The sequence below is a fragment of the Sinorhizobium sp. RAC02 genome (genome assembly GCF_001713395.1).
Taxonomy (GTDB): Bacteria; Pseudomonadota; Alphaproteobacteria; order Rhizobiales; family Rhizobiaceae; genus Shinella.
This window is the reverse complement of the sequence record NZ_CP016450.1, coordinates 3,499,053-3,524,975: the sequence shown is the minus strand read 5'-3', so window position 1 is coordinate 3,524,975 and position 25,923 is coordinate 3,499,053. Positions and strand designations below refer to the sequence as shown.

The following is a 25,923-nucleotide window of genomic DNA, read 5'->3' as shown; positions in this document are numbered from 1 at the left end:
TCATGATTCGCATTCTGGTCTTCGCTCTGTTCGTTCTCGCCCTCGCCGCCGGCTTTGCCTGGCTTGCCGATCGTCCCGGCGAGCTGTCGATCATCTGGCAGGGCCAGCGCGCCGACATGAGCCTGATGGTCGCCGCCACGCTCGTCGTGTCGCTGATCGCCGCCGTCATGTTCTCCTGGTGGATCGTGCGTGTCGTCTGGACGTCTCCCCACTCGATCCAGCGCTATTTTCGCGCCCGCAAGCGCGACCGCGGCTACCAGGCCCTGTCGACCGGCCTGATCGCTGCCGGTGCCGGCGACGCCGCCGGTGCCCGAAAGATGCTCGGCCGTACCAAGGGCCTGCTCAATGCCGAACAGGAGCCGCTACTCCACCTGCTCGAAGCGCAGGCGGCGATGATCGAAGGCCGCTATGACGATGCGCGCAAAAAATTCGAGCTGATGGCCGACGACCCGGAGACCCGCGAACTTGGCCTGCGCGGCCTCTATCTCGAAGCCCGCCGCCTCGGCGCCAACGAAGCCGCCCGGCAATATGCCGAGCGTGCCGCGGAAAAGGCGCCGCAACTGCCCTGGGCAGCCGAGGCCGCGCTCGAATACCGCTCCGCCGCGGGTGACTGGGACGAAGCCCTGAAACTGCTTGGCGACGGCCGCACCGGCTCGCCCGAAGAAAAGAAGGCCCATGCCCGCCGCAGGGCCGTGCTGCTGACCGCCCGCGCCGCTGCAAAACTCGACGCCGACCCCAAGGGTGCACGCGACGATGCGCATCGGGCGCTGAAGCTCGACGAAAACTTCGTGCCGGCCGGCCTCATCGAGGCGAAAGCCTATTTGCGCGAGGACAATCTGCGCAAGGCAGCCACCATCCTCGAAAAGCTCTGGAAGGCGACGGCGCATGGCGACGTGGCAAAGCTTTATGTCCGCGCCCGCAGCGGCGATTCGGCATCCGACCGGTTGAAGCGGGCGGAGAAGCTGGAAGCGCTGCGGCCGAACAATGCCGAGGCGCTCTATGCGGTTGCCGAGGCCGCGCTGGAAACCCGCGACTTCGCGCTTGCCCGCACCAAGGCGGAGGCCACCGCACGCCTTTCGCCGCGCGAAAGCGCCTTCCTGCTGCTCGCCGACATCGAGGACGCCGAGACCGGCGACCAGGGCCGCATCCGCCACTGGATGAACCAGGCGTTGAAGGCGCCGCGCGACCCGGCCTGGACCGCCGATGGCATCACGGCGCCGGAATGGCACGCCGTTTCGCCCGTCACCGGCCGTCTCGATGCCTTCGAATGGAAGACACCGGTTAGTGAATTGCAGGGGCCGGTCGAAGAGGGCTCCACGGATGCCGTCGACGAGGCCATCCGCACCTTGCCGCCGCTCGCCATCGAGGCGAAGCCGGTCGTCCGGGTCGAAGAGGTGGTGAAGGTCGAAAGGGCCGAGGCCGAGGCACCCGTGGTGATCGCCACGGTGGTCGAGCCGATCCCCCTCAAGGCGGTTACGCCGGCCAAGACACCTGAAAAGGCGTCCGAAAAGGCGAAGGTGGAGACGGTGGAGGAAAAAGAGGAAGAACGTCCCTTCTACGGCCTGCCGGACGATCCGGGCGTCAAGGAAGGGGCAGTCAAGCGAGACGGAACGAGCGGCTTCAGGCTGTTCTGAGGGTTTTGGGAACGGGGCTAAAAATCGATGTTCGAACGCTTGCAGCAATTCCTCGCGAGCCTCTCCGGCGGCGATGACAAGCCGGCCTTTGCCGCCGATGATCCGCGCGTCGCGGTCATGGCGCTGTGCATCCAGGTGATGGAGGCGGACGGCAAGGTGCTTGAGGTCGAGAAGAAGGCGCTGCGCGCCCGCTTCAAGGAATTTTACGGTGTCGACGAGGCGGAACTCGATGCCCTTGTCGCCGCCGGCACGGATGCCGAAAGCGAGGCGATCGATTTCTTCCGCTTCACCTCCGAGCTGAAACGCCAGCTTTCGGAAGAGCAGCGTGTCGACCTGATCGGCCTGCTCTGGGAGATCGTCTATGCAGATGGCGAGCGCAGCGAGATGGAGGATCATGCCATCTGGCGCATTGCCGACCTGATGGGCGTCTCCGGGCGAGAGCGCATCATGAAGCGGCAGGAAGTGGCCGGACGTGTGGGGGCAGCCGGGGAAAAAGAGGAACAGGACGAAGCCTGAGCCATGCTCGATTTCCCGCGAAACCCGCGCCGCAGGCGCCCTGTCCTGATCGTGCTGCACCAGGAGACCTCGAGCCCCGGCCGCGTCGGCCAGATCCTGCAGCAGATGGGTCATGCGCTGGATATCCGTCGCCCGGTGCTGGGTGATCCGCTGCCTGAAACGCTGGAACAGCATGCCGGCGCCGTGGTCTTCGGCGGGCCGATGAGCGCCAATGACGACGAACCCTATGTCCGGCAGGAAATCGACTGGCTCTCGGTGCCGCTGGCGGAGAACAAGCCGTTCCTCGGCATCTGCCTTGGCGCGCAGATGCTGGTGAAAAATCTCGGCGGCACGGTGTTCGGCCACGAGGACGGCTGGACGGAGATCGGCTGGTATCCGCTGAATGCCACCGAAGCCGGCACAGCGCTGATGCCCTGGCCGGAGATGGTCTACCAGTTCCACCGCGAAGGCTTCGACCTGCCGACAGGCGCAATACTGCTCGCCACCGGCCATCACTACGAGAACCAAGCCTTTCGCTACGGCGACAACGCCTGGGGCATCCAGTTCCACGGTGAATTGACGCTCGCCATGATGCACCGCTGGGTCGTGCGCGGTGCGCACCGCTTCGAGCTGCCGGGCGCGCAGGCCGGCCGCGCCCACCTCGATGGGCGCCTGCTCTATGACGCGCGCCTGCGCCTCTGGATGACGGCCTTCCTCGACCGTATTTTTCACGAGGGTTGAGCGCAATTCCAAGAGACCGGCGAAGCGGTTTTACGCCGGCAATTGCGTAGTTACAAAGGCCGGCATTAAACATGTTGCCGCACCCTATGAACCCCGGCCTTGCTGGCGGGGCCTGCAATGGCTACATGTCGTGACGAAACCAATTGGAGACGTCAATGATAGCGGTCATCAACACCCTATTGTTCATCATCAGCATTGCATGGTTCCTGGTGATCGCCTCGGCGATCTTTTCCTGGCTCTACGCTTTCAATGTCATCAACGCGAACAATCAGGTGATCGCGACCATCGGCCGCTCGCTCTACCAGCTGACCGAACCGATCTATCGCCCGATCCGCCGCATCCTGCCGAATTTCGGCGGCGTCGATCTGTCGCCGCTCGTCGTGCTCGTCATCCTGTTCTTCCTGGAGCAGGTGATCCGCAGCGTGCTGGCGCCCGCCCTTCTGTCCTGATCTCAGGGTCGACAACGTTCAGAAAAGAAAATCCTCCGGATCGACACCGACCCGGAGGATTTTTGTTTCAGGCTCGAAGAGCGCAGCAGGCGCTTACTTCTGGGCGTTGTAGCGGTCGACCGCCTCGAGAATCATCCGCTTGGCGACGTTGACGTCTTCCCAGCCGGCGATCTTCACCCACTTGCCGGGCTCCAGATCCTTGTAGTGCGAGAAGAAGTGCTCGATCTGCTTCAGCGAGATTTCCGGCAGGTCGGTGTAGTTCTCGACCTTGTCGTAACGGCGGGTCAGCTTCGGCACCGGCACGGCGATGATCTTCTCGTCCTTGCCGCCATCGTCTTCCATGACCAGCACGCCGATCGGGCGCACGTTGATGACGCAGCCCGGAACGAGCGGGCGTGTGTTGGCGATCAGCACGTCGATCGGGTCGCCGTCTTCCGACAGCGTGTGCGGCACGAAGCCGTAATTGCCCGGATAGGTCATCGGCGTGTAGAGGAAACGGTCGACGACGAGCGCGCCGGCTTCCTTGTCCATTTCGTACTTGATCGGGTGGCCGCCGACCGGCACCTCGACAATGACGTTCACGTCGTCCGGCGGGTTCTTGCCAACGGAAATCGCATCGATACGCATGGGGGCTCCCTCAGTGCACTGGGTTGATTGCGGGCTTCCTAATGCGAATCCCGCTGCGGCGCAACATGACTTTCACTGGGGCCGAATAGACCGGTGCGATGTTTCGTCTTCTCAGGACCGGAGGATACCCATGCACCTGACAGCTTTTCTTCTTGCGACAACCCTCGCCGCCTGCGTCGCGACCCTCGCACAGGCGAACGAAAGCGCCTATTCCGAGCGCAATCTCGATGCCTGCAAGACGCTGTCGCAAACCGACGAAGGCCCGAGCATCACCCTGCAATGCGACGGCTACAAGGATCTTGCTGTCTATTTCAAGGAGGGTGACCTCCGCCAGAGCCAGGCCTACGGCCCGATCAGCAAGATCTGGCTCGACGAGGCTTTTGAAAGCTTCGGGCCGTTCAACCACACCAACGCGAAGATCGAATGGCGCCTCGGCGCGGATGGCAGGCCGGTTGCGACCATCGTCCGCTGGTTCGTCTCCGATCCGGAAACCACCGGCGACGTGACAACGCGCTACGGCCAGGTCCTGGTCGTCTCGACGGTCGCAACGGCTGAAAACCCGACGAGCTGCGTCGTCGGCTATGTCGATGCGCTGGAAAACAAGGATGCCAACGCGCGCGCCCGAACGGTCGCGGACGAGGAAGCGCACAATTTCGCCTGCGGCGTCAGCGAGCCGCAATGGCATGGCACAAGGGGAAAACTGGCAGGCGAACCGATGCGCTATCTGCCGGAGACCAAGAAATAGCCTAAGGCCAGACGAAACCGACCTTCTTCAGTTCCTTCACGCCGAAACTTTCCATGCCTTCGGCAATATCGCGGCCGCCGGCGGATCGGAAGAAGCGGTCGGCATGTTCGCTGTCTTCCAGGCACCAGACGATCAGGCCGTTGCAGCCGAGCGATTTCAAAAGCCGTTGCGCCTCGCCGAACAGCATGCGGCCAAGGCCGATACCCTGGTACTCCGGGCGCAGATACAATTCGTAGATCTCGCCTTCCTGCGGCAGGGCCCGGGCGCGGTTGAGGCCGAGTGTGGCATAGCCCGCCACCGTACCGGCAACATCCAGCACCAGCAAAGTCGCGGGACCGCGTGTCGCCTTGCGCCACCAGGTCTCGCCCCGCCGGTCGACCATCTGGTTGAGCGGGATATGCGGAATGAGGCCGCCATAGGTCTGCAGCCACGATACCCGATGTACCTCGGATATCGCGCGCGCGTCCTGCGGCTCGGCGCGCCGCACATCGATCGACAGTGTTTTCATAACACCACTCTTATTCCCGCACCGATTCCATCGGAATCCCGCACCATGCAATGGCATCCATTGCCCACAGGCGAGTTCCGGATGGCACGCGGAAAAGTTAACGCTTTTTTAACAAACGTCACAAGTCGTAAAACGATGGCACACACATGAAAAACCCCGGCCCCCATATTTCAGGGGGCCGGGGTTCAAAATGTCCCGTTTCGGGAAGGCGTGGCTTATGCCGCGCCGGACGCGCGCTGCTTGTCGAATCGCTTGCGGTCGTTGGCGTCGAGGAACATCTTGCGCAGACGGATCGACTTCGGCGTCACTTCCATCAGCTCGTCGTCCTGGATCCACGACAGCGCGCGGTCGAGCGTCATGCGGATCGGCGGGGTCAGCTTCACGGCTTCATCCTTGCCGGCGGCGCGGATGTTGGTGAGCTGCTTGCCCTTGAGAACGTTGACCTCGAGGTCGTTGTCACGGGTGTGGATGCCGATGATCATGCCTGCATAGACCTTTTCGCCCGGCTCGATGATCATCGGGCCGCGGTCTTCCAGGTTGAACATGGCATAGGCGACAGCTTCGCCCGAAGCGTTCGACAGCAGCACGCCGTTGACGCGACCACCGATGGCGCCCTTGTAGGGCTGGTAGTCGTGGAACAGGCGGTTCATGACGGCCGTGCCGCGCGTGTCGGTCAACAGTTCCGACTGGTAGCCGATCAGGCCGCGGGTCGGCGCCAGGAACTTCAGGCGAACACGATTGCCGCCGGACGGGCGAAGCTCCGTCATCTCGGCCTTGCGCTCGGACATCTTCTGCACGACGACACCCGAATGCTCTTCGTCGACGTCGACGACGACTTCTTCGATCGGCTCCATCGTGGTGCCGTTCTCGTCCTTGTGCATGACGACGCGCGGACGCGACACGGCCAGTTCGAAGCCTTCGCGACGCATGGTCTCGATCAGAACGGCGAGCTGAAGTTCGCCGCGGCCGGAAACGTAGAACGAATCCTTGCCTTCGGCCTCTTCGATCTTCAGCGCGACGTTGCCTTCGGCTTCCTTGAACAGGCGGTCACGGATGACGCGGCTCGTCACCTTGTCGCCTTCGGTGCCGGCAAGCGGGCTGTCGTTGACGATGAAGGACATGGTGACGGTCGGCGGGTCGATCGGCTGTGCCGTCATGGCCTCGGTGACCGACGGATCGCAGAACGTGTCGGCAACCGTGCCCTTGGAGAGACCAGCGATCGCGACGATGTCGCCCGCATGGGCTTCGTCGATCGCCGTGCGCTCGATGCCGCGGAAGGCGAGGATCTTCGAGATACGGCCGGTTTCGATGAGCTTGCCGTCCTGGCCGAGAACCTTGACGGCCTGGTTCGGCTTGATCGAGCCGGAATGGATGCGGCCGGTGATGATACGGCCGAGGAAGGGGTTGGCTTCGAGGATCGTGCCGATCAAACGGAACGGACCGTCGGCGACCGTCGGCTCGGGCACATGCTTCAGCACGAGGTCGAGCAGCGGCGCCATGCCTTCGTCCTTCGGGCCTTCCGGGTTGACGTTCATCCAGCCGTTACGGCCCGAACCATAGAGGATCGGGAAGTCGAGCTGCTCGTCGGTGGCGTCGAGATTGGCGAAGAGGTCGAAGACCTCGTTCAGCACTTCCTCGTGGCGGCCGTCCGGACGGTCGATCTTGTTGATCGCGACGATCGGCTTCAGGCCGACCTTCAGCGCCTTGCCGACCACGAACTTGGTCTGCGGCATCGGGCCTTCCGACGAGTCGACGAGAACGATCGCGCCGTCCACCATCGAGAGGATACGCTCCACTTCGCCGCCGAAGTCGGCGTGGCCGGGGGTGTCGACGATGTTGATGCGAACGCCCTTCCAATCCACCGAGGTCGCCTTGGCGAGAATGGTGATGCCGCGTTCCTTTTCGAGATCGTTCGAGTCCATCACGCGTTCGGCAACGCGCTGGTTTTCACGGAACGAGCCGGACTGCTTCAGAAGCTCGTCAACAAGCGTGGTCTTGCCATGGTCGACGTGCGCGATGATCGCGATATTGCGGATAGACATGGTGTAATCTCTGAGGTTCGGGGCGCGCAGGGTATAAGGGCGCCGTCTTCAATGGTCGGGCTCTTACATGTTTTTCCGCAAATGCGAAAGGGGCGGGATGCAACTCTGTTGCCCGATCAGCGCGCGGCTTGCTCTCATGATGAACGCGTGGGCGGCAACGTGATGCGCCAAAGCTCCTGATCCTCCCGATCCATCAGCCGCACGGTCATCTCCTCGCTCGATCCGTTGATATCGACGAGACCGAAGAATTGCAGGCCGGCGGACGGCGGCAGGTTGCTGTCGACCCCGCCTTTCGACGACTTGATGAAGCGCACTTCCGGGCCGAAGGTCATGTCGAGCGGTTTCGGCCCATAGGTGCCGGAATGCAGCGGCCCGGAGACGAATTCCCAGAACGGATTGAACTCCTGGAATTTTGCGCGCGACGGGTCGTAGTGGTGCGCGGCGGTGTAGTGCACGTCCGCCGTCAGCCACACGACATTGTGGATCGCATTGTCGCGCATGAAGGAAAGCAGGTCGGCGATTTCGCGCTCGCGCGCCGCCGGCGGACCATTGAGACCGTCCGCAACCCCCTCATAACCAAGGCTGTTGGCATAATCGTCCCAGATGACGAGGCCGAGCGGCATGTCGCAGGCGATGACCTTCCAGACGGCTTGAGAGGCGGCAAGCTCTCGGCGCAGCCAGTCCGCCTGCCGCCAGCCGAACAAGCCATTTTCCGTGCCGCCGCGGTTGGGGCTGCGATACGAGCGCAGGTCGACGAAGAACACGTCGAGCAGTGGCCCATAGGCAACCTTGCGGAAGATGCGGCCGGGCTCGGTGGGAAAATAGCGGATCGGCGTCATTTCATGGAAGGCGCGCCGCGCGCGCTCTTCATAGACGCCGATATCCTTGTCCGGATAGCGTCGGTCGCCGGTCAGGTCGCTCGATTCCGACCAGTTGTTCAAAACCTCATGATCGTCCCACTGGAAGAAGGTCGGGCACTGGGTGTTGAAGGACAGAAGGTGGTCGTCGAGCAGATTGTACTTCCACTGGCCGCGAAATTCTTCCAGCGTGCGCGCCACGCTGCGTTTCTCATCCGTCACGATGCGGTTCTTCCACACGCCGCCGTCACGCAGCGGAATTTCGTCCGGGATCGGCCCGTCGGCATAGACGGTATCGCCGGAGTGGATGAAGAAATCCGGCTCGTGGCGCAGCATGGTCGAATAGGTCTTCATGCCGACATCGTCGATGCCCCAGCCCTGCCCGGCCGTATCGCCAGACCAGACGAAACGCACAGAGCGCTTGCGCATCGGCGCCGTGCGGAAGCGCCCGACGACCGGCTCGGAGATCAGATGGCTGGAATAGGGATCGCTTGCGGTGAAGCGATAGAAAATATCCTGGTCCGGCAGCAGGCCCTGCAGCATCGCCTTGACGGTATTGTCCGTGCCCATCGTCGCTTTCTGCAACGGCAGGCGTGCCGCATCGAGAAAACTCTCGGTGGTCGAATATTCGAGTGTCACCTCGGCCGGCCGGTCGACCCGCGCCCAGACCATGCCGGACGAACAATCGACATCACCAGATTGCACGCCGTGGGAAAAGACCGGACTGCCATGACGCCGCGCATAGTAGGGCACCGCCAGCGCCGAGGACGTCGCAAGCGCGCCGGCCCCTGCGGTCAGAAGGAAAGAACGCCGCGTCAGCGTCTCCGGAACAATCGCCATGCCACCTCCGGCCTGACCCGCGAATCGAAACGCCAGGCGGGCAGACCATGAGTCCCGGCCATGTCAGTCCGGTAACGGGACGATGACGATTCACCGAAAGTTCAGTGACGGGACGATGACGGCGATGGGTCGCCCCTAAGCCGCCAAACCCTTTTTCTCCAGCATCGCCTCCGGGCTCGGCAGCTTGCCTCGGAAGGCCTTGTAGGCGTCTTCCGGGTCGACGGCACCGCCGACGGCGTAGATATAGGTCTTCAACCGCTCTGCCATGGCTGGGTTGAAGGCGTCGCCGGTTTCCGTGAAGGCGGCGAAGGCGTCCGCGTCCAGCACTTCCGACCACATGTAGGAATAGTAGCCGGCCGAATAGCCGTCGCCGGAGAAGACATGCTGGAAGTGTGGCGTGGCATGGCGCATGACGATGGACGCCGGCATCCCGATCTTTTCCAGCACCTCAGCCTGCACCGCCACCGGATCCGCGACGGCGCCACGCGTGTGAAACGCCATGTCGACCAGCGCCGAGGAGGTGAACTCCACCGTCGCGAAGCCGGAATTGAAGGTGCGGGCGGCAAGCACCTTGTCAAGCAGCGCTGCCGGCATCGCCTCGCCGGTCTGGTCGTGCACGGCATAGCGCGTCAAAATTTCCGGCACCGTCAGCCAGTGCTCGTAGAGCTGCGAGGGCAGTTCGACGAAGTCGCGCGAAACGCCGGTGCCCGACACCGACGGATAGGTGACGTCCGACAGCATGCCGTGCAGCGCATGGCCGAATTCGTGGAACAACGTGCGCGCATCGTCGATCGACAGCAGCGCCGGTTTGCCCTCGGCGGGTTTAGCGAAATTGCAGATATTGTAGATGATCGGGATTTCGCCGACCGAACCGTTCGCAAGCGGCAGCCGGTGCTGGCTCTGGTAGGAGCTCATCCAGGCGCCCGAGCGCTTGGAGGACCGGGCGAAATAATCGCCAAGGAACATGGCGACAAGCGTGTCGTCGCGGTCACGAATCTCGAACACGCGCACGTCAGGATGATAGACCGGCACATCCTTCTTCTCGATCGCCCGGACGCCGAACAGCCGCTCGGCAACGTCGAAGCAGGCGTCGATGATCTTTTCGAGCTGGAGATAGGGCTTCAGCTCGGCCTCGGAGAAGTTGAATTTTTTCGCCCGCAGCTTTTCCGCATAGTAGCGCCAGTCCCACGGCATGACCGCGTGGTTGCGGCCTTCGTCGGCGACGAGCACGGCCAAATCCGCCTCCTCTTCCCGCGCCCGCGCCACGGCCTTTTCCCAGACCTGCATCAGGAGCCCGTTCACCGCGTCGGGCGTCTTCGCCATCGTGTTGTCGAGCTTCAGCGCGGCAAAGTTCTCGTAGCCGAGCAGGCCCGCCTTTTCCGCCCGCAGCGCCAGCGTGTCCTTGACGATACCGCGATTGTCCGTCTCGCCCTCGTTCTCGCCGCGCGCCACCCAGGCACGAAACGCCTGTTCGCGCAGGTCCCGGCGCGCCGAAAACGTCAGGAAGGGTTCGATGATCGAGCGCGACAGCGTGACGGCATAGCGCCCGTCCTCCCCGCGTTCGCGTGCCACGGATGCCATAGCATCCTTCAGGAAATCCGGCAGGCCATCGAGCGCATCGCCCTCATCGAGGAACAGCACCCAGCTCTTCTCGTCGGCCAGCACGTTCTGGCCGAATTTCGCGCCGAGCCCGGCGAGCGTCTCGTTGATCGTCGACAACCGCTCCTGCTCCGGCTTTTCGAGCTTGGCGCCGGATTTCACGAAACCCTTCCAGTGCCGCTCCAGCACGCGGGTCTGCTCCAGGGAGAGGTTCAGGGCCTCGCGGCCTTCCCACAGCGCATCGATACGCTGGAAGAGCGCGGCATTGGTGCCGATCTTCGAATAGTGCCGCGACATTTTTGGCGCGATCTCGCGTTCCAGCGCCTGGATCGTGTCGTTGGTGTTGGCGCCCGCCCGGCTCCAGAACAGGGCAGAAACGCGCGACAGCTGGTCGCCGGCAATTTCCAGCGCGACGATCGTGTTCTCGAAGGTTACCGGCTCCGCGTTGTTGGCAATTCCGTCGATCTCCGCCTCATGCGCTACCAGCGCCGCATCGAAGCCCGCGGCAAAGGCCTCGTCCTTGACACGATCGAAACGCGGCAGGCCGTTGAGGCCGGTCCACTCGACGAGGGCGGGATCGATGCGCGTTTCAGTCATGCAGGCGGTTCCTTCTGGCAAATCACTGTGCGGCGAATATAGGAACGGAGCAGCGTGTTGGTACAGGGCGCCGGCATAAAATACGGGAACAGAGGTCGCGCAAACGCGTTGAGGGCGATGCGGCACCCTGCCTCTTGACGTGGAGGGCAACTTCGGTGAAAACAGCCCTTATCGCGGCTTTTGACATCCTGCCGCGGTGAACCCTGGTGCCGGGCCCCTCTGGCGAGAGTTTTTACGGCGCTCTCGTGATGTCGGTACCGCCAGCAATTAGCCGGCGGATTCAAACGCACATGAAAATCCTGACCATGCCTTACCCGCATGCCCGTTGTGGTATGCACAACCTCGCTTCCCGTATTTCCTCCAGCATGGAGGCGCTGTCATGATCGGCAACGGCGAAGGCAAGACCACCCTTTCCTACCTGAAATGGGCCATCATCTCCACCGTCATCGGCCTGGCGCTCGGCGCCTTGCTCGGCTGGCAGACCGAAGGCACGCTCGCCGGCATGGCGACCGTCTTCTTCATCTGCGCGGTTCTCGCGGTTCTGGAGATTTCACTCTCCTTCGATAACGCAATCGTGAATGCCAACAAGCTCAAGGACATGACGCCGGTCTGGCAGCACCGGTTCCTGACCTGGGGCATCGTGATTGCCGTCTTCGGCATGCGTATCGTCTTCCCGCTGCTGATCGTCGTCATCGCCGCCCGCATCGGCCCGATCGAAGCGATCATTCTCGCCGCGCGCGAGCCTGCGGAATACGCCCGCATCATGAACGACGCCCACCTGCCGATCGCTGCCTTCGGCGGCACCTTCCTGATGATGGTCGGCCTCACCTACTTCTTCAACCATGAGAAGGACGTGCACTGGATCGGCTTCATCGAGAAGCACATGGCCCGTTCGGCGACCGTCAAGGGCATCGAGATCGCCTTTGTTCTCGCGCTCATCCTCGTCTTCTCGAACCTGCTCGAGGGTGAAGACGCCAATACCTTCGTCTTCTCCGCCATCTACGGCCTCCTGACCTTCCTTGCAGTGGAAGTCGTCGGCGGCCTGCTCGATGCCTCGCAGAAGGCGATGTCGGAAGCGGCCAAGGGTGGCCTCGGCGCGTTCATCTATCTTGAAGTGCTCGATGCCAGCTTCTCCTTCGACGGCGTCATCGGCGCCTTCGCGCTGACGCAGAACCTCTTCATCATCGCCATCGGCCTCGGTATCGGCGCCATGTATGTGCGCTCGATGACGATCATGCTGGTGGAGAAGGGCACGCTTGCCGAATACCGCTACCTGGAGCACGGCGCGTTCTACGCGATCCTGGTCCTGTCGGTCGTCATGTACTTCCAGACACTGGTGCACATTCCGGAAGTCATCACCGGCCTTGGCGGCGCAACGCTGATCGGTATCTCGCTCTGGTCGTCGATCCGCTACAACAGGCGCGAACGCGAACTGGGCAGCCATGCCGGCCACGGCTCGGACCGCGTGTCGGCCCAGCTTGGCGAGAACAACGCGTAACGCACATTGAGCCGGCCGTTTCGGCGGCCGGCCATTGCACTTTGAAACCCTCTCCTCCGTCATCCTCGGGCCTGACCCGAGGATCCAGGCTGCAGGTGTCGCGCGGATGCTCGGGTCAAGCCCGACCATGACGATAGAGAGGGACGGCGTCCAACAAAGTGAGATCAAAACGGACGCAAATCGCAAAACACAGAAGGCCCGCTGATCTTGCGATCAGCGGGCCTTTTCATTCAGAGAATTCTATACTTCGCGTTAGACGCGCGGGAAGTCGGCAGGGTTGATGCCGAGCGTCTTCAGGTCGCGTTCCTTCGGGCGGCGGTGCCCTTCGACAGCCGCGGCGGCTGCATTGGCAGCGCTCAGTACGGCGAAGGCCCGGCCGAAGAAGCCCTGGGCGAAGGAGTTGCGGAGGGTGGTCATTTGATTGCTCGCTTTCTGTTTTAGCTTACGAGCAGAAGATGATGCTTGCGGCCCGAAAGAACAACTGACGGTTTGTCAGCCCAGCCATGCAACGAATGCAGGCCGGAAACGGGGGTTTCCGGCCTGCACTGCTTTCGATCCCGTGAGGAACCGAGATCTAGTCTTCGTTCGCTGCAAACTGCGAGAGAACTTCGCCCTTGCCGCGCGCCCGCAGGATGAGCGGCACGACGACGGCGAGCACGGCCAGCACGAAGAGCACGGCAGCGATTGGCGACATAAACAGCGAGGTCACATCGCCCTGGCTGATTGCCAGCGCGCGGCGCAGTTGCTGTTCCGCCATCGGCCCGAGGATGAGGCCGACGACGACAGGCGCGATCGGATAGCCGAAGATGCGCATGGCAAAACCGAGCAGGCCGAAGGTGAGCAGCATGCCAAGCTCAAACACCGACGGATTGGCGCCGATCGTGCCGAGCGTCGCAAACAGCAGGATGCCGGCATAGAGCCAGGGCTTCGGGATCGTCAAAAGCTTCACCCAGAGGCCGATCAGCGGCAGGTTCAGCACCAGCAGCATGAAGTTGGCGATCAGCAGGCTGGCGATGAGACCCCAGACGAGCTGCGGATTGGTGGCAAACAGCAGCGGACCGGGCTGAAGCCCGTATTGCTGGAAGCCGGCGAGCATGATCGCCGCCGTCGCCGTCGTCGGCAGGCCGAGCGAAAGCAGCGGCACAAGCGTGCCGGCAGCGGATGCATTGTTCGCCGCTTCCGGACCGGCAACACCCTCGATGGCACCCTTGCCAAACTCGTCCTTGTGCTTGGAGAACTGCTTTTCCGTCGAATAGGACAGGAAGCTCGCAATATCCGCGCCGCCGGCCGGCATGGCGCCGATCGGGAAGCCGATGAACGTGCCGCGCAGCCACGGTTTCCACGAGCGCGCCCAGTCCTGCTTGCTCATCCAGACCGAACCCTTGACCGCCTCCACCTTCTCGGGGATGCGGGAGCCCTGACAGGCGACGTAGAGTGTCTCGCCGATGGCGAACATGGCAACGGCAAGCGTCGTCACCTCGATGCCGTCGAGGAGATCGGGAATGCCGAAGGAAAGCCGCGCCTGGCCGGTCTGCTGGTCGATGCCGATGACGGCAAGAGCGAGGCCGACGAAGAGGGCGGTAAGGCCGCGCAGCGTCGAATCGCCGAAAGCGGCTGAGACGGTCACGAAGGCGAGCACCATCAGCGCGAAATATTCGCGCGGGCCGAAGGAGAGCGCGAATTTCACGACGAAGGGCGCGATGAAGGCAAGGCCGAGTGTCGCAATCAGGCCGGCGACGAAGGAGCCGATCGCCGCCGTCGCCAGCGCAGGGCCGCCGCGTCCGGCGCGGGCCATCTTGTTGCCTTCGAGCGCGGTGACCACCGAGGCGCTTTCGCCCGGCGTGTTGAGCAGGATCGACGTCGTCGAACCGCCATACATGCCACCGTAATAGATGCCGGCAAACATGATCAGCGATCCGGCAGGATCAAGCTTGTAGGTGACGGGCAGAAGCAGCGCGACCGTCAGTGCCGGGCCGATGCCGGGCAGAACGCCGACGGCGGTGCCGAGCGTGACGCCGATCAGCGCATAGAGCAGGTTCATCGGTTGCGCGGCGATGGCGATGCCCTGCAGCAGGAATTCGAAAGTACCCATTGTCAGGCCCTCAGAAGAACAGGTGCTCGAGCGGCCCGGCAGGCAGCGAGAGCTGCAGGAAGCGGCCGAAGATGATGAAGACGACGAAGCTGAACGCGATGCCGATCGGCAACGAGATCCACAGCTTGCGCCGGCCGAAACCGAAGGCCGTCAGCGCGAACAGCACACCCGTCGCAATGGAGAAGCCCGCGGTCTTGAGCAGGAGCATCTGCCCGGCAAGGCCCGCGACGATGAAGACCACCGGCTGCACCTCGATCGGTTCGCGCTCGGGAAAATCGCCGCGCCAGGCTTCAAACGCCGTCCAGATGGCGAGCAGCGCCAGACCGATGGCGACGACATGCGGCACGGTGGCGGGGCCGATGCGCGAATAGTTGCTCATCTCCGCAAGGCGGCCGGCATCCCACCAGATCACGGCAGCGATGATGAAGAGGACCGGTGCGATGACCAGCGCCGCCCTATCAGGGCGGCGCTTTTCGTTGGAGGACTGGACCTCGCTCATTTGACGAGCCCGATGTCCTTGAGGATGCTTGCGGTCGAAGCAATGTCCTTGTCGAGCTGGGCGTTGAAGGCGTCACCGGCGAGATAGGTGTTCTGCCAGCCCTTGGTCTTCAGGATGCCCTTCCAGGCATCGGAGTTCACAACCTTCTCGATATCGGCATTGACCGCGGCCACCTGCTCGGCCGAAAGACCGGGGGCTGCGGCCACCATGCGCCAGTTTTCAACGACGACGTCGAGGCCGCCTTCCTTGATGGTCGGGGCATCGATGCCTTCGACACGCTCGGCGCTGGAGATGGCGATCAGGCGCAGCGTGCCGGCCTTGACCTGGGCTTCGAACTCGCCGTAGCCGGAAATGCCGGCCGTCACCTGGTTGCCGAGGATCGCGGCAAGCGCTTCACCACCGCCGGAATAGGCGATGTAGTTGATCTTGGTCGGGTCGACGCCGGCTGCCTTCGCGATCAGGCCGACTGCGATGTGGTCCGTGCCGCCGGCCGAACCGCCAGCCCAGGAAACGGCACCCGGATCGGCCTTCAGCGCCTTGACGAGATCGTCCATGTTCTGGATCGGCGACGCGGCCGGAACGACGATCGCTTCGTACTCGCCGGTCAGGCGGGCGATCGGCGTGACGTCCTTGAGGGTCACCGGCGACTGGTTGGTGAGGATTGCGCCGACCATGACGTAGCCGCCGACGATGAGCGCGTTCGGATTGCCGGAATTCTGGCTGGCGAACTGGGCAAGGCCGATCGTGCCGCCGGCGCCCGGAACGTTCACCACCTGGACGCTGCCGGAAATCTTCTCATCCTGCAGAACCGTCTGCAGCGAGCGGGCCGTCTGGTCCCAGCCGCCGCCCGGGCCTGCCGGTGCGATGATCGAATAATCGGCAGCAAAGGCCGGAAGCGCCATGGCGCCGGCAATCAGGGATGCCAGGAAGAAATGTTTCAAGAGTGTGTCCTCCGTCAGGCGCGGCTTGTTTCGCGCATCGTTGATTATGGAGGGAGGAACGGATCGGCCACGGCAACGCGAACGTCGGTTCGCGGGCGCAATTTTGGCTGAAGTCTCCTCCCGGTCTTCCGTCCGCCTCCACGGACGTTGAAGACCCCTAAACCAACACAAGAAGCTGACATCTACCTGACATAGACAGGCTCTCTATTCGCTGGTCGAGCATGACCGCGCTATTGCGTGCGCAGAACCTCGTTCCAGCGTGCAATCAGCCGCGCGCGCTTCACCTGGTCGAGATAGACCATGAGGCCCGGGCTCACCGGCACCGGCTTCAGCTGCGCACCGAGCAGCGCGCTCATGGTGCGCGCCGTGTTCGAGCCGGAGACCTCCGGGCTGACGGCGGCGATCTGCAATTCGCGCGCCATGATGGTCTGGCCCTCCTTCGACATGAAGAAGGCGAGGTAACGCCGCCCGAGTTCCGGGGAGGCGGCCGCCTGCGGCACGAGGCCGATGCGCGACATGACGACGGTATAGTCCTTCGGCAGGACGATGCCGACATCCGGGTGGCGCGAGGCCCAGTCCGCCGCATAGGAGCCGAGAATGTTGTAGCCGAGCACGAAGCGCCCGTCGGCGACCCGCTCGAGGATGGCCGAGCTGGTCGAATAGAGTTTTACCCCCGCCGCCCCCATCGCCTGGATCACCGTCCAGATATCGCCGAACTGCTCCTGGTCGCGCGCCATGAACAGAAAGCCGACGCCCGAACGCTCGATGTCATAGGTGCCGATGCGGCCATAGACCTTCTCACCCTGCCGTTTCAGGTACTCGACGAACTCGGCGCGCGAGGCGGGCGGCTTTTCATCCTTGAAGCTTGGCTTGTGATAGACGAAGACGGCCGGCTCGAAGGTCAGCGCATAGGCCGTGTTGCGCCAGTTCGCCCATTGCGGCCAGCGCTCGCTCATCGGCAGGTCACTGCGCTGGGCATAACCGTCATTGCTGAGCTTGACCTGCAGGTCCATCGCCGAAGAGAAGGCAAAATCCGCCGTCTTTTCGCCGGCATCCGTCTCGCGCACGATGCGATCGTGCACTTCGCCGGTCAGCATCTCGTCATAGCGCACCGCGACATCGGGATTGGCCTCCTGGAAGCCCCTGATCATCGGCCGGGCGAGCGGCTCGTCGAGCGACGAATAGACGACCAGCACCGGCGCCTGCGCATTGCCGTCGCGCGCCGGAAAGAAGGTCGGCTCGGCAAAAGCCGGAAGGGGCACCGCAAGTAGGGCAAGAAGGATGAGGACAAGACGCATGGCGCGACCTTGCCAAAGCGCGAGGCCGTTCACAAGTGCACGCGCCACCGTTAGAGTTCCGCAAGGAGGACGAAACGACGTGCGCATTCTACTGGTCGAAGACAATGATGCCCTGGCGGACGGCCTGTCCGCCATCCTCAAGGGCACCGGCCATGCCGTGGACGTGGTGCGCGACGGCGCGTCTGCCGATGCCGCCATCGCGTCGGAAAATTTCGACCTCGTCATTCTCGACCTGACCTTGCCGGAAATGGACGGCCTCGATGTGCTGCGTGCCATGCGCGCCCGCAAGGACAAGGCCTCCGTGCTGATCCTGACGGCGCGCGGTGCCCCGGAGGAGCGGGTGCGCGGCCTCGATCTCGGCGCCGACGACTACATGATCAAACCCTTCGACATTTCTGAATTCGAGGCGCGCGTGCGCATGCTGTTGCGCCGCCAGGCGGGCCTGCGCTCCTCGGCCATCACCTTCGGCGGCGTCGCGCTCGATCTCAACTCCCGCACCTTCTCGGCCGAGGGTGCGCCGCTCGACATTCCGGCCCGCGAAGTCGGCCTGCTCGAAATCCTCTTCATGCGCGCCGGCAAGGTCGTCGCCAAGGAGGCGATCATGCAGTCGCTTGCCGCTTTCGACGACGATCTCTCCGCCAATGCCATCGAACAATATGTCAGCCGGCTCCGCAAACGGCTGGCCCCGCACGGCCTGACCGTGCGCACCGCGCGCGGCATCGGCTACTATCTCGACAAGGCGCCCGCCGCTTGACCCTCTCCCCCGCCTCCTCGCTTCGTCGGCGCCTGCTGCTCTGGCTGCTCGTCTCGACGGCGGTGATCGGCATCGTCGCTCTCGTCGACACCTACTGGGAGGCCGTGAAGACGGCGAACGCCGTCTCCGACCGGGTGCTCGCCGGCTCGGCGCTCGCCATTGCCGAACGCGTCGTGGTAGCGGAAAACGGCAGCCTCGAAGTCGACATCCCCTATGTCGCGCTGGAAATGCTGACCTCGGCCGCGCAGGACCGCGTGTTCTACCGGGTCGACGGCCCGCCGGGCCAGTTCATCACCGGCTACCAGACGCTGCCGACCATCGATGACATGCAGGGCCAGCCGATCGGCTTCCAGGACGCAACCTTCCGCGGCGAGCCGATCCGCATCGCCGTGCTGCAACGCTCGGCCTCGACCGGCATCAACTCCGTGCCCTTCGCCGTCACCGTCGCCGAAACCACCATCGCCCGCCGACAATTGGCCCAGGCCATCCTGTTTCGCTCGGCGCTGCGCCTTGCCATGATGATCGCCGGTGCCGCCACCATCGTCGGGATCGCCGTCACCGTATCGCTGCGCCCGCTCTATCGGCTCAGCGACGCCATCGCCGAACGCAGCCCGAACGACCTGCACCCGATCGAGCAGCGTGTGCCGAGCGAGGTGCAGGGCGTGGTCGAAACGGTCAATTCCTTCATGGTGCGCCTGCAATCGGCACTCGATGCGCTGCGCCACTTTTCCGGCAATGCCAGCCACCAGCTGCGCACGCCGCTCGCCATCATCCGCACCCAGCTGGCGCTCGCCAGCCGCGCCGGCACGCTGGAGGAAGCGCAGGAGGCCGCCCGCAAGGGGGATGCGGCGGTAGCACATGCCGAGCGCATCCTCGCCCAGCTTCTGCTGATGGCCAAGATCGACGCCGCCGGCTCCAACGAGCCCCAGAAACCGGCCCCAATAGATATCGCCGCGCTCGCCCAGCAGCTCACGGCTGATCGCGTGCCATCAGCAGCCGAAGCCGGTATCGATCTCGGCTATGAAGGCGACGGCCCGGCACTTGCCCGCGCCGAACCGCTGCTCTTCTGTGAGCTTCTGCGCAACCTCGTGGAAAACGCCATCGCCTATGCCGGCAACGGCGCAGAAGTGACGGTCCGCGTGCGCGAGGCGGCCGATGCCGTGCTCCTCATCGTCGAGGACAACGGCCCCGGCATTCCCCGGGAGCGCCGCAGCCTCGTGCGCCAGCGGTTTTCCCGCGGCGACCACAACACCGCGCCGGGCATGGGGCTGGGCCTGCCGATCGTCGAGGAAATCGCCGCGCTTTTCGATGCGACGATGGCGCTGGAGAGCGGTGCGGACGACAAAGGCCTGCGCGTGACGATCCGCTTCCCCGCCGTCGCGGCCTAGGGTTTGCGCCAGCCCAAGAGACCGGGCGCCGCATGCCAGACGGCCTGCACGGCAAAGCCCATGAAGAGCAGGCCGGACAGGCGCACGATCGCCAGTTCGTGACGCCGGTAGAAGCGGCGCACCAGGCCGGCGCCGATGATGGCGACCAGGATGATATCCGCCATCAGGAAGCCGAAGAACGAGACGCCGAGCAGCGCCGGCAGCGCATCGAAATCAAGCGCGTTCGAGGAACCGGCAAGCAGCGCCGTGAAGGTCGCCAGCGCCACCGGGTAGCCCTTCGGGTTGGTGAGGCCGAAGATCAGCCCGCGGCGCAGCGGCCGGTCGACCGTCATCACCGCGCCGCCATCCGCGCGCGGTTTTGCCCTGAGCGCCGACCAGCCGATCCAGGCGAGATAGAAACCACAAAGCAGGCCGAGCACATCGAAGACCGTGGTGCCGATCGTCTTGGCCCCGACAATTGCCACCAACGCCAGGCTCGACCAGAGCAGGTCACCGGCAAGATGTCCGCCCATGAACAGTGCGCCCGCCTTGCGCCCCTGCCCGGCACCGATGCCGAGAAGGGCGAGGAAAGCCGGCCCGGGAATGAGCACATAAAGCAGGGCAGCCATGAAGGCGCCGAATAGCATCGAACCGGTCATCGGGAATCCTCTGGAATCTCACGGCATTCCAGCGCCTGCGAAGGCGTTCGTCAAGGGCGCATTTGTCGTTTCGCAAGGCAGCCATGCGTTGCAGCGCTGGCTTGGCCGTTGTTCATTTCGGCCCGGTATAGTAAGTTGAACTTACAATAAGCCAGAAAGTGATCATGTCCCCTCGCCCCGATCCCGACGCCCTCGGTTTCGTCCTCATCGACGTTGCCCGCATGCTGCGTAGCGCTTTCGAGCGCCGCATCGCCACCGCCGGTCTCGGCCTGACACCGGGCGAGGCCCGCACGCTGGTGCGCATCGCCACGCTGGAGGGCAGCCGGCAGCTCGACATTGCCCAGCGCATGGGCATCGAACCGATGACGCTTTCCACCTATCTCGACCGCCTCCAGAGCCTTGGCTTCATCGAGCGCCGCGCCGATCCGGTCGATCGCCGTGCCAAGCTGATCTTCACGACGCCGGCCGCCGGCGGCCTCATCGCCAGCATCCGCGACGAGCAGATCGAGCTGATGCAGCACGTGACGAGCGGCATCGGCATGGCTGATATCGATGTGATGCGCGGCCAGCTGAAGCAGCTGCGCGCCAATCTCGTGGCACTCGAGGAAGACAGTTCTGCACTCGCCTTCGTCAAGGAAGGTATTCGATGACGGCGCCACGCATGAGCGAACGCCGGACCAGCATCATCAGCGCCTTCCTCGTGGCGCTCGGCCCCGTCTCCATGGCGCTCTACACACCGGCCATGCCGGAACTGGTGCATGCCTTTGCCTCGACGGAATCGGCGATCAAGCTGACACTGTCGCTCTACTTCGCCGGCTTCGCCCTGTCGCAGCTGGTGTCCGGCACCATGTCGGACGTGCTTGGCCGGCGCAAGACAACGCTGATCTTCATGAGCGTCTACCTTGCCGGCAGCCTGATGGCCGCCTTCGCGCCGAGCGTCGAAGTGCTGCTCGCCGGCCGCCTCGTCCAGGGCATCGGCGCCTCCGTCGGCATGACGGTGTCGCGCGCCATCGTGCGCGACCAGTTCACCGGCACCGAGGCCGCCCGCATCATGAACATGGTGGGCATGATGCTGGCCATCGGCCCGGCCGTCTCGCCGACGCTTGGCGGCTTCGCGCTCGGCCTGTTCGGCTGGCAGTCGATCTTCTTCCTGATGGTCGGCTTTGCACTGACCGCCTGCGGCGCGGTCTATTTCTGCATGGCCGAGACGACGACGCCGGACCCGGCCAAGGGCCATATCGGCCCGATCCTGCGCGGTTATCGCGAACTCGCGACCAGCAGCCGCTTCGTCTCCGCCACGCTCGTCATGGCGGGCGCCGTCGGCGCGCTCTATGGCCAGGCGACCATGCTGCCCTTCGTGCTGATCGGCAAGGTCGGCCTGACGCCTACAGAATTCGGCGTCGGCATGCTCATGCAATCGGGGTTCTTCTTTGCCGGAACCGTCGTCGTGCGTTTCCTGATGCGCAAAATGCCGCCGGCCCGCATCGTCTTCCCAGGCCTCTGCTTCATCGGCATTGCCAGCATCCTGATCGCCGCCACCTCGCACCTGCTGGAGCCGACCTTCCTCAGCGTCATGGGTCCGGTGGGCATCTATGCCTTCGGCATCGCCTTCGTCATGCCCTACATGATGACCGCCGCCATGGAACCCTTCCCGCACATTGCGGGCTCGGCATCTGCCGCCATGGGCTTCATCCAGATGGGCTCCGGCTTCATCGCCGGCCTCATCGCCGCCGCCATCGGGCTCCCCCTCTTCGCCTTCGGCACGATCATCCCGACCATGGGCCTGATCGCCATCGTCTCCTACGTCTGGTACCGCGCGATCTGCAGCCGCGACGCGCAGCTTGTGACGAAACCGGCGGAATAATCGCCCCAAACGAAAAGGCCGGCGTAAAGCCGGCCTTTCACTGCAACACTGCGAAATTCAAGGGCTGTTAGCGGCAACCTTCGATCTGCTTCAGCGCAGCCGAGATACCGGAAAGCGAATAGGAGTAGGACGTGCCCGTGCCGCGGCGCGATTTCGCCTGTACCTGCATGTCCTTGCCGCTGCGCATGGCCGCGACGAGCGCCGGCTCTTCGGCAGCGTTCTCCACCCAGGCCGAATTGCCCTTGGTGAACATCGCGAAGCTCCGGCCGTCGATGACGACGTTGACCTTGGAGTTTTCCTGAAGCGGATAACCCATCATCGCCTGCGGCTCGTAGCTGATGTTCTGGCCGGGGCGCTGCGAGACCAGGAAGAACACATCGCCGTGGTCGACGCCGGGCGGGTTCTTGTCCTTCGGCACGGAGAGCACGTAGCAGACCTTGCCGCCGTTCGCCTGATAGGAATAGGCGCCCCAGGCATTGAACTGCTGAATGCGCGTCGGCGTCTGGGCCGAGGCAACGCCTGCGGTCGCGACGACAAGGGCGAGTGCGGTTGCGAGCTTTCTTACGAACATGTTTTCCTGCCGGTTGTCTTGCCTGTGGTGTACCGACCGAAGGCGGCGCCCCCGATGCCGGTTTAAGCCATGCATGATGACGATTTGGTTCATTTTGACTTAATTCAGGTTACCAAACCGTCAACAGACACGCATTTTACGTGGAGTTTCCGCACTGCACCGGGACAGTTTGCGTCAGGAACCCGCCGCTGCCTTCGCAAGAAAGGCGGGCGTCCCCGATCCCCATATGGTGAGATAGAAACCCGTCGAAACCCCTAATGGCACAAGGAATAGGGCAAGAATTTGACTGGCGCTACCACGGTTTACGCGAACAACCGGGAGATGCCGTCCAGGACCGCCGTTTAACCGGCAGCCTGCATGTCCGGCTCGTCCGCCATGGCCTTGTCTGCGGCCACATAGTGATCGGGGCGGATGTGCCCGCGGATCGCCGCGAAGGCCGCCGTCAGCACGGCAATATCGTCGGAAAAGCCGACAAGCGCGAAGAAATCGGGAATGCCGTCGAGCGGCAGCACGAAATAGGCAAGTGCCGCCAGAAGGATGCCGCGAACCCGGGCCGGCGTGCGGGAATCGAGCGCGCAATAGTAGGCGGCAACGAGATCGCGGGAGAAGGGAACCTGCCGCATTGCGCGCTTCAGAACCGGCCAGAACCGCCTCTTCACGCGGCTCTTCTGCCGGTCCTGCTCGTCCTCGTCTCCCGGCAGAAGGATCTCGCCGATCTTCACATCATCCATGCAGGGCCTCCTTCAGGTGGCAAAGCCGGCCTGCGCGCAAGGCGCGCTGTAACGTTCAAAACCGTCCGGCGAGGATCATATGGGAATGCGCTCACGCAGCTTCAACTCTTCGTGCGCAGTGCCGCCGCCTTGTCCATGGCGGTCGCCAGCTTGACATCAAGCTCGGTCAGCCCACCCGCATCGTGGTTGGTCAGCCGCACATCGACACGATTGTAGACGTTGAACCATTCCGGATGGTGGTTGAATTTTTCCGCCGCAAGCGCCCCTTCGGTCATGAAGCCGAAAGCCTCGCGAAACGTCTTGAATTTGAACCGCTTCTCGATGGCGATGCCGTCATCGGAACGGCTCCAGCCGTCCAGTCCCGCCAGTGCCTCGGCAATCGCCTCTTCGCTCAATCGTTCCTGTTTCATGGCCCTCTCCGCCTTGCGTACTGTACCACATGAAAACGGCGCCCGAAGGCGCCGTGTTCCGTTTCGTTCAAAATGGCGTCAGACGAAGAACTGCCCGCCATTCGCCGAAATGGTCGAGCCGGTGATGAAACCGGCATCGTCGGACGCGAGGAAGACGACGACGCGGGCGATTTCTTCCGGCTCACCGAGGCGACCGACGGGGATCTGCGGGATGATCCGCTCGTTCAGCACCTTTTCCGGAATGGCGCGCACCATTTCCGTGCCGATGTAGCCCGGGCAGATGGCGTTGACCGTGATGCCCTTGGCGGCACCCTCCTGGGCGAGCGCCTTGGTGAAGCCGAGATCGCCGGCCTTGGCCGCGGAGTAGTTCGCCTGGCCCATCTGGCCCTTCTGGCCGTTGATGGATGAGATATTGATGACGCGGCCGAAATTGCGGTCGCGCATGCCGGTCCAGACCGGATGGGTCATGTTGAACAGGCCCGTCAGGTTGGTGTTGATCACCGCACCCCACTGGTCAGGCGTCATCTTGTGGAACATCGCGTCCTTGGTGATGCCCGCATTGTTGACGAGAACGTCGACGGGGCCGAGATCGGCCTCCACCTTGCCGATGCCCTCGACGCAGGCCTCGTAGCTCGAAACGTCCCACTTGTAGACGGGGATGCCCGTTTCGGCCTTGAAGGCATTGGCGGCATCGTCATTGCCGGCATAGCTTGCAGCCACCTTGTATCCCGCGGCCTTCAGCGCCACCGAAATGGCAGCACCAATGCCCCGCGATCCACCCGTTACCAATGCTACCCTGCTCATGTCGCTCACTCCCCTGAAACTGTTTTTTGAGTCGACCTGTCGCCCGCTGGCGGCAGGTCCTGGCAAAGCAGAATGTCAGTCGATGCTTACAGGCTCTCGACGCACATCGCCACGCCCATGCCGCCGCCGATGCAAAGCGTGGCGAGGCCCTTCGAGACGCCGCGGCGCTTCATCTCGAAAAGGAGCGTGTTGAGGATACGGGCGCCAGAGGCGCCGATCGGATGACCGATGGCGATCGCGCCGCCGTTGACGTTGACGATCGATGGATCCCAGCCGAGGTCCTTGTTGACCGCGCAGGCCTGCGCCGCGAAGGCTTCGTTGGCTTCCACGAGGTCGAGATCGCCGATCTTCCAGCCGGCGCGATCGAGCGCCTTGCGCGACGCCGGGATCGGGCCGGTGCCCATGATCTTCGGGTCGACGCCGGCGGTCGCCCAGGAAACGATGCGGGCGAGCGGCTGGATGCCGCGGCGCGAGGCTTCGGCTTCCGACATCAGGAGGGCTGCGGCCGCACCGTCATTGAGGCCAGAGGCATTGGCCGCCGTGACCGTGCCGTCCTTGTCGAAGGCCGGGCGAAGCTTGGCCATCGAATCGAGCGTCGCGCCATGGCGGATATATTCGTCGGCATCGACCGACACGTCGCCCTTGCGGGTCTTGACGATGAAGGGAACGATCTCGTCCCGGAAGCGTCCGTCCTTCTGGGCGGCCTCGGCCTTGTTTTGCGAAGACACGGCGAAGGCGTCCTGCTCGTCGCGCGAAAGCTGCCACTGCTTGGCGACATTTTCCGCGGTGATGCCCATATGGTAGCCGTAGAAGGCGTCGGTCAGGCCGTCCTTGATCATCGTGTCGATCATCTTGAAGTCGCCCATCTTCACGCCGGCGCGCATATGCGCGCAATGCGGCGCCATGGACATGGATTCCATGCCGCCGGCAACGATGATGTTCGCGTCACCCGTCGCGATCTGCTGCATGCCGAGTGCCACGGCGCGAAGACCCGAACCGCAGAGCTGGTTCATGGTCCAGGCGGTGGCTTCCTGCGGCACACCGGCCTTCATTGCGGCCTGGCGGGCTGGGTTCTGGCCTTCGCCGGCCTGCAGCACCTGGCCGAGGATCACCTCGTTCACCTCGCCCGCTGCCACGCCCGCGCGCTCCAGAACCGCCGAAATCGCCGTCGCCCCGAGTTCATGGGCGGGCGTGTTGGCGAAGGCTCCGTTGAAGGACCCGACCGCGGTGCGGGCGGCGCTGGCGATGACGATGGATGGGGTGCTCATGGTGTAACTTCCTCAGTTCTGACGGCCTTGCGG

26 protein-coding genes are annotated in these 25,923 nt (G+C 63.7%); 10 read left to right on the top strand and 16 right to left on the bottom strand.

Going from position 1 to position 25,923, the window contains the following annotated elements; all coding sequences use genetic code 11:
* Positions 1-2 precede the first annotated feature (2 nt).
* From BSY16_RS16905 to BSY16_RS16890, 4 genes are all read left to right on the top strand, one after another.
* Positions 3-1,634: a heme biosynthesis protein HemY gene (locus BSY16_RS16905; protein ID WP_069060748.1), complete on the top strand. Its 1,632-nt coding sequence runs from the start codon at positions 3-5 to the stop codon at positions 1,632-1,634.
* Between the two features lie 27 nt (positions 1,635-1,661).
* Positions 1,662-2,150, top strand: coding sequence for a tellurite resistance TerB family protein (locus BSY16_RS16900; RefSeq protein WP_069060747.1), 489 nt, complete (start codon positions 1,662-1,664; stop codon positions 2,148-2,150).
* Positions 2,151-2,153: 3 nt separating this feature from the next.
* Entirely contained in the window at positions 2,154-2,870 is a 717-nt protein-coding gene (locus BSY16_RS16895) for a glutamine amidotransferase (protein ID WP_069060746.1), read from the top strand.
* 155 nt (positions 2,871-3,025) lie between these two features.
* On the top strand, positions 3,026-3,319 hold the full coding sequence (locus BSY16_RS16890; protein ID WP_069060745.1) for a YggT family protein: 294 nt from the start codon (positions 3,026-3,028) through the stop codon (positions 3,317-3,319).
* Between the two features lie 93 nt (positions 3,320-3,412).
* Here the strand turns inward: BSY16_RS16890 and ppa are convergent, their stop codons facing one another.
* Positions 3,413-3,946 (bottom strand): inorganic diphosphatase, encoded by a 534-nt coding sequence (ppa, locus tag BSY16_RS16885; RefSeq protein ID WP_069060744.1) that lies wholly within the window; start codon positions 3,944-3,946, stop codon positions 3,413-3,415.
* Positions 3,947-4,076: 130 nt separating this feature from the next.
* On the opposite strand from ppa, the gene BSY16_RS16880 reads away from it, so the two are divergent.
* Complete coding sequence (locus BSY16_RS16880; protein ID WP_069060743.1) at positions 4,077-4,691, top strand: hypothetical protein; 615 nt, start codon at positions 4,077-4,079, stop codon at positions 4,689-4,691.
* 1 nt (position 4,692) lies between these two features.
* On the opposite strand, the gene BSY16_RS16875 is transcribed toward BSY16_RS16880, so the two are convergent.
* The 4 genes from BSY16_RS16875 to BSY16_RS16860 all read right to left on the bottom strand — a co-directional run bounded on the left by BSY16_RS16875 (position 4,693) and on the right by BSY16_RS16860 (position 11,134).
* Positions 4,693-5,199 (bottom strand): GNAT family N-acetyltransferase, encoded by a 507-nt coding sequence (locus tag BSY16_RS16875; RefSeq protein ID WP_069060742.1) that lies wholly within the window; start codon positions 5,197-5,199, stop codon positions 4,693-4,695.
* A gap of 215 nt (positions 5,200-5,414) precedes the next feature.
* The gene (typA, locus tag BSY16_RS16870; RefSeq protein WP_069060741.1) at positions 5,415-7,241 is read right to left on the bottom strand and encodes a translational GTPase TypA; all 1,827 of its coding nucleotides are present in this window, start codon (positions 7,239-7,241) and stop codon (positions 5,415-5,417) included.
* A gap of 134 nt (positions 7,242-7,375) precedes the next feature.
* A complete protein-coding gene (locus tag BSY16_RS16865; protein ID WP_069060740.1) occupies positions 7,376-8,938 on the bottom strand; it encodes an alkaline phosphatase D family protein in 1,563 nt (520 codons plus the stop codon).
* A 135-nt stretch (positions 8,939-9,073) separates the two neighbouring features.
* A complete protein-coding gene (locus BSY16_RS16860) occupies positions 9,074-11,134 on the bottom strand; it encodes a M3 family metallopeptidase (RefSeq protein ID WP_069060739.1) in 2,061 nt (686 codons plus the stop codon).
* A 379-nt stretch (positions 11,135-11,513) separates the two neighbouring features.
* On the opposite strand from BSY16_RS16860, the gene BSY16_RS16855 reads away from it, so the two are divergent.
* Positions 11,514-12,632 carry a DUF475 domain-containing protein gene (locus BSY16_RS16855; protein WP_069060738.1) on the top strand — a complete coding sequence of 373 codons (1,119 nt, stop codon included), beginning with the start codon at positions 11,514-11,516 and terminating at the stop codon, positions 12,630-12,632.
* Positions 12,633-12,884: 252 nt separating this feature from the next.
* On the opposite strand, the gene BSY16_RS32470 is transcribed toward BSY16_RS16855, so the two are convergent.
* From BSY16_RS32470 to BSY16_RS16835, 5 genes are all read right to left on the bottom strand, one after another.
* Complete coding sequence (locus BSY16_RS32470; protein WP_171902425.1) at positions 12,885-13,049, bottom strand: hypothetical protein; 165 nt, start codon at positions 13,047-13,049, stop codon at positions 12,885-12,887.
* A gap of 157 nt (positions 13,050-13,206) precedes the next feature.
* Positions 13,207-14,724, bottom strand: a complete 1,518-nt coding sequence (locus tag BSY16_RS16850; protein ID WP_069060737.1) for a tripartite tricarboxylate transporter permease — start codon at positions 14,722-14,724, stop codon at positions 13,207-13,209.
* A 10-nt stretch (positions 14,725-14,734) separates the two neighbouring features.
* Positions 14,735-15,223, bottom strand: coding sequence for a tripartite tricarboxylate transporter TctB family protein (locus BSY16_RS16845; RefSeq protein WP_069060736.1), 489 nt, complete (start codon positions 15,221-15,223; stop codon positions 14,735-14,737).
* Positions 15,220-16,164: a Bug family tripartite tricarboxylate transporter substrate binding protein gene (locus BSY16_RS16840; protein WP_069060735.1), complete on the bottom strand. Its 945-nt coding sequence runs from the start codon at positions 16,162-16,164 to the stop codon at positions 15,220-15,222. The genes BSY16_RS16845 and BSY16_RS16840 overlap by 4 nt, the downstream gene beginning before the upstream one ends.
* A 230-nt stretch (positions 16,165-16,394) precedes the next feature.
* Complete coding sequence (locus BSY16_RS16835) at positions 16,395-17,462, bottom strand: ABC transporter substrate-binding protein (RefSeq protein WP_069061592.1); 1,068 nt, start codon at positions 17,460-17,462, stop codon at positions 16,395-16,397.
* Between the two features lie 79 nt (positions 17,463-17,541).
* Between BSY16_RS16835 and BSY16_RS16830 the strand changes: the two genes are divergently transcribed.
* Positions 17,542-18,216, top strand: a complete 675-nt coding sequence (locus BSY16_RS16830) for a response regulator (RefSeq protein WP_069060734.1) — start codon at positions 17,542-17,544, stop codon at positions 18,214-18,216.
* On the top strand, positions 18,213-19,604 hold the full coding sequence (locus BSY16_RS16825; RefSeq protein ID WP_069060733.1) for a sensor histidine kinase: 1,392 nt from the start codon (positions 18,213-18,215) through the stop codon (positions 19,602-19,604). Before BSY16_RS16830 ends, BSY16_RS16825 begins: the two co-directional genes overlap by 4 nt.
* On the opposite strand, the gene BSY16_RS16820 is transcribed toward BSY16_RS16825, so the two are convergent.
* Positions 19,601-20,242: a LysE family translocator gene (locus tag BSY16_RS16820; RefSeq protein WP_069060732.1), complete on the bottom strand. Its 642-nt coding sequence runs from the start codon at positions 20,240-20,242 to the stop codon at positions 19,601-19,603. The genes BSY16_RS16825 and BSY16_RS16820 overlap by 4 nt on opposite strands.
* A 164-nt stretch (positions 20,243-20,406) precedes the next feature.
* Between BSY16_RS16820 and BSY16_RS16815 the strand changes: the two genes are divergently transcribed.
* Both BSY16_RS16815 and BSY16_RS16810 read left to right on the top strand, forming a co-directional pair.
* Positions 20,407-20,892 (top strand): MarR family winged helix-turn-helix transcriptional regulator, encoded by a 486-nt coding sequence (locus BSY16_RS16815; protein WP_069060731.1) that lies wholly within the window; start codon positions 20,407-20,409, stop codon positions 20,890-20,892.
* Positions 20,889-22,106 carry a multidrug effflux MFS transporter gene (locus tag BSY16_RS16810; RefSeq protein WP_069060730.1) on the top strand — a complete coding sequence of 406 codons (1,218 nt, stop codon included), beginning with the start codon at positions 20,889-20,891 and terminating at the stop codon, positions 22,104-22,106. Before BSY16_RS16815 ends, BSY16_RS16810 begins: the two co-directional genes overlap by 4 nt.
* A 67-nt stretch (positions 22,107-22,173) precedes the next feature.
* Here the strand turns inward: BSY16_RS16810 and BSY16_RS16805 are convergent, their stop codons facing one another.
* The 5 genes from BSY16_RS16805 to BSY16_RS16785 all read right to left on the bottom strand — a co-directional run bounded on the left by BSY16_RS16805 (position 22,174) and on the right by BSY16_RS16785 (position 25,890).
* Complete coding sequence (locus tag BSY16_RS16805) at positions 22,174-22,677, bottom strand: invasion associated locus B family protein (protein ID WP_069060729.1); 504 nt, start codon at positions 22,675-22,677, stop codon at positions 22,174-22,176.
* Positions 22,678-23,018: 341 nt separating this feature from the next.
* The gene (locus tag BSY16_RS16800) at positions 23,019-23,408 is read right to left on the bottom strand and encodes a YkvA family protein (RefSeq protein ID WP_069060728.1); all 390 of its coding nucleotides are present in this window, start codon (positions 23,406-23,408) and stop codon (positions 23,019-23,021) included.
* Between the two features lie 101 nt (positions 23,409-23,509).
* On the bottom strand, positions 23,510-23,818 hold the full coding sequence (locus BSY16_RS16795; protein WP_069060727.1) for a 4a-hydroxytetrahydrobiopterin dehydratase: 309 nt from the start codon (positions 23,816-23,818) through the stop codon (positions 23,510-23,512).
* A gap of 78 nt (positions 23,819-23,896) precedes the next feature.
* A complete protein-coding gene (locus BSY16_RS16790) occupies positions 23,897-24,622 on the bottom strand; it encodes a beta-ketoacyl-ACP reductase (RefSeq protein WP_069060726.1) in 726 nt (241 codons plus the stop codon).
* 86 nt (positions 24,623-24,708) lie between these two features.
* Positions 24,709-25,890 (bottom strand): acetyl-CoA C-acetyltransferase, encoded by a 1,182-nt coding sequence (locus tag BSY16_RS16785; RefSeq protein WP_069060725.1) that lies wholly within the window; start codon positions 25,888-25,890, stop codon positions 24,709-24,711.
* Positions 25,891-25,923 lie beyond the last annotated feature (33 nt).